Annotated in this window: 7 protein-coding genes; 3 read left to right on the forward strand and 4 right to left on the reverse strand. The window is 42.8% G+C overall.

Features of this window, described 5'->3' with window-relative positions; all coding sequences use genetic code 11:
* Positions 1-13: 13 nt before the first annotated feature.
* The 3 genes from HMAT_RS12465 to HMAT_RS12475 all read right to left on the reverse strand — a co-directional run bounded on the left by HMAT_RS12465 (position 14) and on the right by HMAT_RS12475 (position 7,145).
* Complete coding sequence (locus HMAT_RS12465; protein WP_104383007.1) at positions 14-1,660, reverse strand: glycoside hydrolase 43 family protein; 1,647 nt, start codon at positions 1,658-1,660, stop codon at positions 14-16.
* 89 nt (positions 1,661-1,749) lie between these two features.
* A complete protein-coding gene (locus HMAT_RS12470; protein ID WP_104383418.1) occupies positions 1,750-3,789 on the reverse strand; it encodes a RagB/SusD family nutrient uptake outer membrane protein in 2,040 nt (679 codons plus the stop codon).
* Between the two features lie 17 nt (positions 3,790-3,806).
* A complete protein-coding gene (locus tag HMAT_RS12475; RefSeq protein ID WP_104383008.1) occupies positions 3,807-7,145 on the reverse strand; it encodes a TonB-dependent receptor in 3,339 nt (1,112 codons plus the stop codon).
* 395 nt (positions 7,146-7,540) lie between these two features.
* Here HMAT_RS12475 and HMAT_RS12480 point away from each other — a divergent pair, with 395 nt between their 5' ends.
* Positions 7,541-8,350 carry a hypothetical protein gene (locus HMAT_RS12480; RefSeq protein ID WP_104383009.1) on the forward strand — a complete coding sequence of 270 codons (810 nt, stop codon included), beginning with the start codon at positions 7,541-7,543 and terminating at the stop codon, positions 8,348-8,350.
* Between the two features lie 354 nt (positions 8,351-8,704).
* Here HMAT_RS12480 and HMAT_RS12485 read toward each other — a convergent pair whose 3' ends face one another.
* The gene (locus HMAT_RS12485) at positions 8,705-9,775 is read right to left on the reverse strand and encodes a hypothetical protein (protein WP_104383010.1); all 1,071 of its coding nucleotides are present in this window, start codon (positions 9,773-9,775) and stop codon (positions 8,705-8,707) included.
* A 246-nt stretch (positions 9,776-10,021) separates the two neighbouring features.
* Here HMAT_RS12485 and HMAT_RS12490 point away from each other — a divergent pair, with 246 nt between their 5' ends.
* Together HMAT_RS12490 and HMAT_RS12495 are read left to right on the forward strand one after the other, a co-directional pair.
* Positions 10,022-10,618: an RNA polymerase sigma factor gene (locus HMAT_RS12490; protein WP_104383011.1), complete on the forward strand. Its 597-nt coding sequence runs from the start codon at positions 10,022-10,024 to the stop codon at positions 10,616-10,618.
* Positions 10,619-10,745: 127 nt separating this feature from the next.
* A complete protein-coding gene (locus tag HMAT_RS12495) occupies positions 10,746-11,951 on the forward strand; it encodes a FecR family protein (RefSeq protein WP_104383012.1) in 1,206 nt (401 codons plus the stop codon).
* The last annotated feature ends 56 nt before the right edge of the window (positions 11,952-12,007 follow it).

Genomic DNA, 12,007 nt, shown 5'->3' on the forward strand with positions numbered 1-12,007 from the left:
GGCCTAAACTGTTCTATTGCTCTATTCGAAACCAATCCACTTCTGCATAGCCACTGTCATTGATATGCTTATCTCGGCTGGCATAAAGCCCTAATGTGGCACCTATCCATTTTCCCTGTTTTGCCTGAAAGCCACTTTCTACGACGGTATAGTTTTTACCATCCAAGCTATACATCCAACTGCAGCTATTTCCATTTTTGACTTGTACACGCAGGTAGACAAAGTCTTCTGGCAACGTAGCTATGAACTTGACATGCTCTCCTGTCCCTGAATAGGCCCCGACACAGCTGCCGTAATAAAGCTGGAAACTGTCCTTTTCCTTACGGATAAACAATTGGCTATAATCTTCACCCACCACCACGAGACCGGCCTTTTCATCAAGATCCTTTTCATTGGGGCGCAGCCGTATTTTTGCTGTTGCTCTGAAATCATCACTTGGGAATTTTTGCGTCAGTATATTGGGGACCGCCATTAGGTTGTTACTTCCTTCAGGAAGCTGTTGGCTATATAGGCGAAGCTTGCCGTTTTGGGAGGGCATAATCCAAGTACCGTCCGGATTGGCCTGCCATTGCCACTGTAATCCAAGGTGTGGTGTATCAAACTCATCTGACTCCTGAGGGTTGGTCCGGGCAAGGACCGAGGTCCCTACATTCGGTTTTTTATAGCTCATCACGGGTGTCCCTATTCCATCCCCATCTTTGTCCTCTCCGATGATAGGCCAGTCGGCGTTCCAAACCATAGGTTGTAGGTGGACAACACGCCCAATGGTTTCCTTATCCTGAAAGTGGAAGAACCAATCCTCGCCAGTAGGTGTATCCACCCAGGCCCCCTGATGAGGTCCATTGACGGTAGACTTATTCTGAGCCATCGCTACTTTGCGCTCATATGGGCCATAAATATTTTTCGAGCGTAGGATCAATTGCCAGCCTGTCGCGACACCACCTGCTGGAGCAAACAAATAATAATACCCATTTCGCTTATATACCTTGGGCCCTTCAATCGTGGGATCCAATTCATGCCCGTCATAAACAATAGTCCCCCGATCCAGCACACTGTTCCCCTCGGCATTCATTCTGGCAATACCAATCACGCTCTTTAGCCCTGCGCGGCTACCAGCATAGGCATAGGCCAAATATGCACGCCCATCCTCGTCCCAAAATGGACAGGGATCGATCAAACCTTTTCCTTCAAATACCAATATAGGTGCAGACCATCGTCCCCGGATATCCTTTGTTTTGATCTGATAGATTCCAAAATCCGGGTCTGGATAATAAATATAGAACTCATCGTTATGATACCGTATCGAAGGTGCCCATACCCCACCACCGTGCTGCACTTTGCTAAACACAGCTTCAGGGACCTGCCGAGGCAATGCATGCCCAATAATCGTCCAGTTGATCATATCTTTTGAATGTAAAATCGGTAGTCCCGGACTGTGGTTAAAGCTCGAGGCTATCATATAATAATCTTCACCAACACGGATCGCATCCGGATCAGAATAATCAGCATTGATGATCGGATTTTTGAATTTTCCATTTCCCAGGTCAGGATTCCACACTTGGGAATGATAATTTTGTCCAAATGTCGATGTTAATTCGCCGCAGGCCAGATAAGCCACTAACGCAGAATATTTCCAGACATTTCTCCATGTATTCAACATAAATTTTGTGTATATAAGGTTTATTTCAATTCTTTTACATTCAATTCACAGGTTTTCTAGCTGCACACTGCTGCTTCATTTTAGCCCATTTACTGTTGTGGCAGACCATAGCCATTGGTTATTTTTCCTTTTGATTTGCTGACCGTTTCAAAGGGGATCGGGAAGAAATAGCGCGGCGGCTCCTGTGCTGTTTTGATTCCTGAAAAGATATTCCGATCAAAGCTACTTTCGTTGTTGACAATATCAATGGCCCATTTTGTTTTCTTATAACCTTCAGATTCTAAAGATTTTGCCAGCTCACTATTTGGGTCAATATAATCAAACAATCCTTTTATAGACGTGTTATGCGTTGTTCCTTTCACTTTGAGGGCCGTTTTTGACCAATCGTACTGACCTCGCCAACCGGGGTACAAGACTGGATCTGCAGGATCTTGTGCCTCGAAAGTCAACGGATTGGCTAGCGCTACGTTTTTGGTATAGATATAATTCGAAATGATCTTCCCATTCGGGAATTGATAGTAACCCTTTGTTTTCAGCGCTGTAATCATGATATTCATTGCCGCACGAACCTGCAGGGCATATTCTGAAAATCTACCTGATCGGATCATATCCCAACGGCGTATCCCCTCCCCTACAAACTCTAACTTCCGTTCGCACCAGATTGCCTCCTTCAGCGTCTCGCCAGTCAATCCAGCCAGATTATGCGCACTATTGCCAAAAGCCCTTTGCCGCACCTTATTGACTAGTTCGAGTGCGCCGGTTGCATCTCCGAGCTCTGCCTTAACCTCGGCCAGCATGAGTATCACATCCGCCATTCGCAGTACAGGATGATTAATCCCCGATTGACGCTGTGCTGCCGAATAAGGTGGGCTCATACGATTTTCATCCCACTTGTTTAAGGCGATGCCACCATCCAATTTTGACCCTGGAACAAAAGTCAGCATAACCTCATTGCCATCGCCAGTACTGCCTGTCACCGTTGCCGACACATCCCGTCGCCGATCCCCATCTTCAAAATCATTGTAGTAAACGACCGGGATAATGCGCACACCGGCAAAAGTTTTAGTCGGTGCTGCATTATTGCTACCACCGTTGGAAGGCCGCCCAAAATTATAAGGGTAATCACTATTGGTAGTCTGTCCGGCTTGTCCTCCCTGGATATTTCCGACCTCAAATAAAGATTCAGGGCTCACTTGCAGATCCTGCATATACTGAAAATGCCGTTGAAAAGGATTTGAAGTATGGCTCCTTTCGTCCGTTTCTATTATTTTAGCCGTACCACTGTTGTCCAGGGCCCTTTGCAGGTATTCATTAGCAATTTTATAATAATTCTGGTAATCGGTTCGGCGTGCATACACACTGTTGGCAACCACGGCACCTTTCCGGGAAAATTGGATCTTACCATATAGATTAGCATCGTCCGTGCGGATAGTTTGATATCCGCCGGCAAATAGCGCCATCTGCCCCACCAGCGCATCGGCAAATGTTCTTGAAAAGCGCTCTGCGGTAATCCCCCCTTCGCCGATCTTGTACATAAAAGGTTCAACAGCACTTACCTCTGCAATCAGTGCATCATAAATATCAAATCGTGAAGTGAGGCCATAATCCGTCACATACGTATTTTCAAAGCCATATGGTACATCGCCAAAATGTTTGACAAGATTAAAATAACAGAAGGCCTTCATCGTAATGGCTTCACCATACAGTTGCGTCCAGTCGTTGATCTGTCCATTGGCTATGGCGGTTTTATACCCTTCTTTTTCTTTAATTAGGTCGGCCACTTTAACTGCTCGGGCTAATGTTGTGTACAAATTATTGAATGCATCTTTCATTGCGTCCACCGTCAATAATTCGGGCTGCATAATCGCACTGATATTGTTAGTGGAACTCCCTTCGGGATACATTTCAGCATCCGAACCGATCGGATCATTCCAATTATATAAGGGAACAGATGAATTTTGCCGATAATTGGCATAACACCAGGAAAGGATCTTAAAAGCCTCCGAAGGTGTGGTGGTCACAAATTGATCATCTGTATTTGATGGCGATGAGGTATCCAGATAATCTTTACATTGGACAAAAGATATGCTCAATGCGAGCAATGCCAATACAATATTTCTTCTTTTCATGATCATTTAAAATTAAATTAGAAACTACAGTTAAGACCCAGTACAAATGAACGTGCCCGTGGATAAGTCCCCCAGTCCAGTCCCGGAGTTGGGTAAATAGCATGATTTGCAGCGGCATTGGCATTTACCTCCGGATCTAGCCCCGAATAGCCTGTGATCGTCCATACATTGTATATACTGCCATAAATTCGAAGTCGATTGATGGCCTTGGTCCTAAGCAACGATTTGGGTAATGTATAGCCTAGGGTAACCGTATTGAGGCGGAGATAGGATCCATCCTCGATCCCTAGGGAAGATGTCACTCCATTTTCGTTGTAAGCTAGGGGCAGCGAGGCATTTCTGTTGATCGCATCAAGCTGTTCGGGTGTCTGCAGTCTGTTCAGATTACCGTCAGCCACTTCGTATAAGCTATAGGCATTTTTTAAGATTGCAAGTTTATTTTCGTATACCCCTGCTTCCTTATAGCCATATAAGGAAGCTAATTTATTGGTGTTATACACCTGGTTGCCGTAGCTCCAGTTAAAGAACGCGGCGAGGTCGAGTCCTTTGTAAGATACGTTAAAGTTCAATCCACCGGTATGTTTGGCATTCATGTCTCCGATCACCGTAAGGTCCTTATCGTCGATATATCCACTATTGTCCAGGTCCTTATATTTGACCACGCCAGGGTAGGCAGTCTGGCCTGACGGACGATCTTTCGAACCGAGCCCATGTACAACACCAATAAAATTACCGACATCGGCTACCCCCTCCCTGAGGGTATACATGCCGTTGGCGTATTCAAAATCGCTGGTGGTATAAAAGCCATCATACACTAATCCCCGTACCAATCCCACCGGGCGACCTTCTTTTAAAATATAGTCACTATTGGGGTATGTGCTTGTGCTCGCCCAGGAGGTACCATAAAGCCCAGTGATATTTTCGGCCAGCGCATCGACATTCCCTCTATTAAAGCTGATATTGGCTCCGGCGGTAATATTCCAGTCAGCATTTTTCAGCAGCTGCCCCGACAACGAAATTTCGAGGCCTTTGTTACTGGTCTGCCCGATATTCTGGAAAATGGATGTAAATCCGGTAATCCCAGGTAGCGTTGTCTGCATCAGTAGATCTTTAGTCGTATTTTTATACAGGTCTACCGTACCCCAAAGCTTCCGGTTAAAGAACGAAAAGTCAAGACCGATGTTACGGGTAATGGTCGTTTCCCATTTCAGGTCGCGGTTGGACATTTGGTCCGAAGATAAGTCATAAGATTTTTGGTATTGATTGTTGATCACATACTGCAATCTGCGATCGGTCTCTGACGACCAAGTTTGAGACCATAGGTTGGAACTGATCCCATCGTTGCCCACCTCACCATACGAAAGGCGTAGTTTGAGGTCATCCAGCCAATTAATATTTTTTGCAAAAGACTCTTCCGAAATACGCCAGGCCAATGCTGCTGCGGGGAAGTATCCCCAGCGTTGGGTAGGTGCAAACTTGGATGAACCATCCGCACGAAAGGTGAAAGTAAACAGGTAACGGTCCGCAAAATTGTAGTTTGCCCGTCCAAAATAAGACATGATCCGTACCGGTGAATCCACGAGTGTCGAAAATGAACTTGTTCCGTGGTCAGGGTCATACTGATCGATCATAGCAAAAGCATTGTCTTTCGTGAAACTTGCCGGAAAGTGATTGGCACTGATATGGACGGAATTGCCTGCAGAATTTGATGTTTCCTGTCCGACCATCACATTCAATTTATGTTGTTCATGTATATTCAGGTCATAGTTTAAGGTATTGGTCCAGCGTAGGTTCCAACCATCCGATTTACTCAACTCAGCTGAACCCGCATATAACTTTTCGCCAGTGGCATCATCCAGGTAATTGTTGTAGGTTGCCCCACCCCATATCTTAGATTGTCCCCAAGGCCTGCTGATGTTAAAATTGCTCTGGAAGCTTAAATTTTTGCGTATACGCCAGTTAAGCGCAGCAGTACCACGCAAATTCTGTGTATGCTCCAAGGCTTCATAATCTTTGATCCGATTATAAGCGCTATAGCTATCCCAGGTCGAAAGTTTGCCATACTGCTCGATATTTGCTTCCCGCAGTGCTGCTAGATCACCTTTAATATCCTGGGTACTGATCGGACGAAAACGGTAGGCCGAAGATAAAAGCGAACCACTTCCATTGGTCGTGCCCTCATTTCCCATATTACTTAAGTCCGAAAAGCGCGTATCCAAATTAAAATCCAGGTTATCAAAGATCTTTTGTGTCACTTTCAAAGAAAGATTGGCCCGTTTGGCATACGAGTTGAGTTTCATCCCTTGGTCATCCATATAGTTAGCGGCAAAGAGTACCTTCGTTTTAGCACTGCCACCCGAAATGGTCAGATCGTGGTTGTGTGAAAAAGAACTTTTATATACCTGCCGTTGCATATCAGTGGTAGCGATATCCCGATAGGCTTCAATCCCCAGCGTATTGTTGCCCTCGTACTCCCCCAAGCCATACAGTTTTTCAAAGGAGGTGCGGTAAGCGCTGCCATTGGCATCAGCATTTGCCCATACATAGTTTAGGTATTCATACGGATTTAAGATATCGAGATATTTGGCCGGTGTATTAAATTTAGCATAACTATTATACGTGAGGTTTATCTTACCTTCTTTGGCCTGCCTTGTGGTCACGATAATAACACCATTGGCACCTCGGGCTCCATAGATTGCTGTCGAAGAAGCATCTTTGAGCACATCGATACTTTCGACAAGATCACTGGGTACATCGTTCATGGAGTTGACGATAATACCATCGACCAGGATCAGGGGCTGGTTGCTTTGTGAGATCGAACCGCCACCACGTACCCGGATCGCGATATCGGCATTTGGCCTACCGTCCTGCGATACGACATTCACCCCTGGCAACTTTCCTTGAATGGCCTGGGCAATATTGGCGACCGGAGTGGCCGCTATATCTTTACCAGTCACCGATGCCACCGAGCCTGTCAGGTCTTTCCGTTTTACAGTCTGATATCCCACCACCACCACTTCATCCAAGGCCTGATCATCTCGTTGCAGCACGATCTGTAAAGGTTTTCCAGCAACGATATCAACTGTCTGCGTAGTGGATCCCACATAGCTTACGCTCAGTTGTCTTGCTACTGAAGGAACTTTAAGATTAAAATGACCATTATTGTCCGTGGAAATCGAGCGCTGATCATCGCCCACCACTTTGATTGTCGCACTGGCAATCGGACGCCCCTCAAGATCCTTTACAGTTCCCGTTATACTTTTCTCCTGTCCCAGTACCTGGTTTGCGCTGATCGTGAAAAAAGCGAAAGTAGTTGCTTTGATCAGAACGTCTGTCCATTCTATTTTAGGTCTCATAATGATTAAAAGATTATTGCGTACAATGGGGAGTACTTATTTCCCTCACTATTTATAATTTGGTTATTCCACGCAATCTGAAGTAAAACAACCGGTTGCATTAAAATTGAAATTAGTACATTTTATTTTTATTGTAAGCAATTTTTTACGCAATCGTTCCCGACACAAAAACTTGCCATAATTTAAACTCCTCACCCCGATACGGTGTCAAATAAGAAACAATTTTTAACCTTTTTTTGTCGAAGTATTGATTTAGTGGTTTTTCCTGTAGATTTTCGTTTCTGTATGAAGTTACATTACAATACATTTGCTCGATTTGACGATATATTAGAAAAGTTTTTACGTATTTTTAGTACGGATAATAGAACAGGAGTTGAGCAATATTTATTCAGAAAATGGGATATAGAAGTTATTTATATCTGAGAAAAACTGGCAGAAATTTATACCTCTTTGAGGCAAATAATTCATTGCCATTTTTTTGGATTGCACTTATAGATAAAACAATATTAAAGAAATATTTTCACGATTGGCAAAAGTCTCTAGTGGATCAAGAAACCGGTAATCAACAGAAATTTGAACAATTTTCAACACTTAATCCCAATGGTATCACTATAAGCGAACAAGCTTTAAATGTGAATTCGTCAAAAAGCAGGATATTTTTACAAAAGCATTTTCCAGAAACAATTCCACTATTTGATGATTTTATCAGGTATATCAAAGCGCAATTTGAAACCGATGATAAGCTTGAAATTGACATCACTCAATTGTCCGCATTTTACAATTCAATAAATACTTTCTATAACATACTTGACAACGAGTTGAACGCAATAGAAGCCGATAATCCAGCTGACATAAAATTTTTAGTAATTGAAGATCTAATAGCACAAGGAACGGGGTTTGTGATGAGTGAGGACAAAGATTTTTCATCGTTTTTGTCTTATCAAAAAGAACTCAAAAACAGAAAAACCGCAGTCATTGTAGAAAAACAAAAATTCAACAAGAAATCATTAGTCATTGCCATTATCATATTGTTGTTATGTCCTATTTTTTCAATAATTGCATACAAAATGTATAAAGAAGAAGGGCTTACAGCCATGATTGCATTAATAGGAATTTTAAATTTGGGGTTTTATTATTTTTCGATCTGGTCTCTAAATAAAGAAATCAAATACTTTCTAAAAAAAAGGCCTGACTTAACCAAATAAATGAACACCAACAATTCATAAATGAGTTTAGAAAAATTTGACAAACGTGTTTACATAACTTTGAAAATAAAGAGGTACCCCTCGAACTTATCGAAACGAAAGTTAAAGCACAAAGTGGCGTTGACTTAATTTGGATCATAGCACATAATGCAATGGCTAAGCGCCTAGAAATACAGAACTTTCTGAAAGGCATCAAAGAAAGCCCACTTATACATATGCCTTATGAGGTAGAAGACGGAAAGTGACCTCTCCCCAAGAAAATGGATTATTTAAAAGTAGAGAATTCGGAAGTGAATCCCTAATTTTAAAAGGGAGGAAAAGCATGTGTATCTAATCACAATCATCCTACTTTCATCATTGTTTAGTGATAGGAATCATATTAGAGGATGCCCAATAAGCGGCAGGGAGCAAGCAACGTCCTGTAATAAAATCAACGGTAAATGTGGCGGTATCTTCTTTGTTAAACTGCGCATTGACACGATATAATTCTATTTCATTATCATCAATATAAACTTGATCCGCGGTCGCGGTAAACAACGATACCACATCGTCATTCTGACGTTCGAGGTACACAAGTGTTGTCCCGTCGACAAGTTTTTTCGATCTTAATTTTTCTATCGGGGGCTTTGGCAGGGAGACGCCATCCAATGATGATACGGCTAAGCCGGGAGGTTCGGCTGGCCACTCTTTGTAGTGTGGCGTTAAAGAATATTTAAGTATTGTAGAGCTTGTCTTGGCCAGCGCTGCAGGTTCAATTAGGGTGGAACGAAAGTTTTTGACATGTTTCAGTTTTCCGTCGTATAACTGATGCTCATGCCCTGAACTGAATAGCACGGCATCAAAATCCACATAGACCTCATCATTTTGTTGTACTCTACCTGTTTTGTAAAGCAATTGTATGGAAGGATATACTCCTGTCGCAATTACATGCATATCATGCTTTATATCGAGTACATCAACCCGTCGAGAATAATAATTATTTACGGTTTTATCCGGAAGGTAAGCAGCAAAAAGATAAGCCCCTTCCCTGCGCAGACCGGCGGTATATTCCCGAAAGACAGGTATTGAATCGCCTGTCTTTTCATTCAAAAACAATGTGAATCCTTGCCGCGGCAATACGTACATATAGTACCCATCCTCCAACCTGACAGCATAAGGCTCGATACGTTTACACTCGCGTCGTCGACCATTTGCGCTGTCAAACAACATCAAACTTGTATCGTTCTGTTTCATCACCCAATAGCGATCTTCTTTTCTATTTCTATTTTGATACAGTGGAGGTAAAATCTCCCGCCCCAAAGTATCTACGATCCCTACTTTGTTATTGATTTGAAAGAAGTGGTAGGCCTGCTGAGCATGTTCCTGTCCCGCTACTCTTTCATAGTAGCAACTAACAAAAACAAACAAAAGGAATAGTTTATACATCGGTTATTTTCAAAGTTCATGATCGTTTAAAACAAAAATTGTGCTAAAAGTAATGAGGCATCTTCCTGACTATTTCATCCATCGGAGTTGGATATCTAATTTTTGCGCCTGTGATTTTAAGCACATGCAAATACAGTTATTTCCATATCACGGGATAGAAATGGAAAGCTTACCACAAGGGAGATAGGTGAAACAAATTTGACAAATTGCCAAAGATTTCTTTACTTCGTGACAAAGTTCTACCGCATGTCACATATTCCATTAACTAATGAAAAGGACTTACTCCAACGTTTGATAGATGGTGATCATGCTGCATTTGAAATAATCTATCACCATTATAAACAACAGCTTGCGGTCAATTTTATTAAATTGCTCAAAGATGATGATCTCGCTACTGATGCACTTCAGGATTTATTCACTCGCGTCTGGAACAACCGTGCCTCAATTGATGCCAAGCAGTCATTCAAAGCCTATCTCTACCGCATTGCGAAAAATTTGGTAATCGACTTCTACCGCAAGGCTGCACATGACAAAACGCTACACGATCTCCTGCTCAGGGCCACCGATTGGTATAGCCCCATCGAAGAACAGCTGATAAAAAAAGAGAATAAAGAAATCTTCGACTCATTGTTGGATAAGCTCCCGCCACAGCAGCGCCGTGCTTTTGAACTCCACAAACTAAAAGGAAAGAGCTATAAAGAAATTGCTGACATCATGGGGATAACGCCCACAACAATCAACAAACATATCTATCAAGCTTCACAAAGTATCAAGGAACAGGTATTGAAATCACCGCATCTCTTCCGGGTTATTTTTATTCCCATCATACTAGCTTATCTTTAACCTTATTCTGTACCTCTTTTCTCTGGATTTTATTAAAAAAATAAAAAAAATCAATGTCTTATGGATACTTTTTTGGACTCGACCGTATTAAGTAATAGTTTGTCTCCAAAGGGCGTACAATTATACGATGGATCTAGAAAGATTATACAGCAAATTTTTGGGCGGAACTTGTTCCGATGCCGAACTCAGAATACTACTTGAACACTTTGAAAGCGAGGGGCATGGCTCCCTGCTTGGGTCAAAGATTACGGCAACGCTACAGGAAAACATGGAGCTTTCAGATCCCGCCTTAAAAAAAAGGGTCGACAGGTTGCTTTTCCATACCGACAGTTATTTTGAGGCACTGCTGCAAAATTCAGAACAACAATCACCAAAGCGCAGCAGTAAGAACGTCGGATTTTTCCGGTATTGGAAATATTGTGCGGCTGCAGCTGCCTTGATCGTCTGCGCAATCACAGGGCTTCTATTCTGGCAGCACTACAATCTGGAAGAAAACAGCATTGCAAAGACCCCACAAATGAAAAAATTCGGCCCAGGAACGGACAGGGCCGTACTGACACTCGCCGATGGAAAACAGATCGTCCTATTACCCAATAATCAAGACACAATCCGTAAAGGGGGAAATGTCGATATGCTTAACGGGCAGGATGGACTGACTATAGCCGTACAATCTAAACAGAACGACGGTATTGTAAATGCGTTTAACACGCTTTCCACGCCCAATGGCACACAATATAAATTACAGCTGGCCGACGGAACCAAAGTATGGCTGAATGCAGGTTCTTCGCTAAAATTCCCTTCTGTTTTTAACGGAAAAACACGACAGGTGGAACTTTCGGGAGAGGCATATTTTGAGGTAGCGCATCGGACAAACCAACCTTTTGCCGTGGCCTTGCCAAAATTGAAAGTAGAAGTATTGGGGACACATTTCAATGTAAAAGCATACCCTAATGAGACAAATATTGAAACTACGCTCTTGCAAGGTGCTGTCAAAGTCACCACAAAAGATCGTGCAATATTGTTGAGGCCGGGTCAGCAGAGCCGCTATAACCAAAACAAGGCTCACCTTGAAGATCCACTATCCGTAGATGCCTACGCTATAGCAGCCTGGAGAGCAGGAGTCTTTTCATTTAATAATACTGATATCAGCGAAGTACTCCGCCAGCTCTCCCGATGGTATAATATTCCGGTCGTATTTCGGGGCCAGATTCCAAATCGCAAGTTTAGCGGTGGATTTGAACGACAGGCTAGCTTGGAACAGGTGATCCAGATTTTGAAAGAAAGCAATATCAATTGTACCGTTAAAGACAATAAACTTATCATATACGAATAAACCTAAAGAGGACAGATCCAAAAAACTCCCTCGTGTGCGAGACGAGGGAGCTATAA

Origin of the sequence: Sphingobacterium sp. HMA12 (genome assembly GCF_002933815.1) — a bacterium.
Taxonomy (GTDB): Bacteria; Bacteroidota; Bacteroidia; order Sphingobacteriales; family Sphingobacteriaceae; genus Sphingobacterium.

Bases quoted from the DNA above. Each gene is read 5' to 3' on its own strand.
- HMAT_RS12465 (WP_104383007.1), bottom strand. From the start codon at position 1,660: ATGTTGAATACATGGAGAAATGTCTGGAAATATTCTGCGTTAGTGGCT.
- HMAT_RS12485 (WP_104383010.1), bottom strand. From the start codon at position 9,775: ATGTATAAACTATTCCTTTTGTTTGTTTTTGTTAGTTGCTACTATGAA.
- HMAT_RS12475 (WP_104383008.1), bottom strand. From the start codon at position 7,145: ATGAGACCTAAAATAGAATGGACAGACGTTCTGATCAAAGCAACTACT.
- HMAT_RS12470 (WP_104383418.1), bottom strand. From the start codon at position 3,789: ATGAAAAGAAGAAATATTGTATTGGCATTGCTCGCATTGAGCATATCT.
- HMAT_RS12480 (WP_104383009.1), top strand. From the start codon at position 7,541: ATGGGATATAGAAGTTATTTATATCTGAGAAAAACTGGCAGAAATTTA.
- HMAT_RS12495 (WP_104383012.1), top strand. From the start codon at position 10,746: ATGGATCTAGAAAGATTATACAGCAAATTTTTGGGCGGAACTTGTTCC.
- HMAT_RS12490 (WP_104383011.1), top strand. From the start codon at position 10,022: ATGTCACATATTCCATTAACTAATGAAAAGGACTTACTCCAACGTTTG.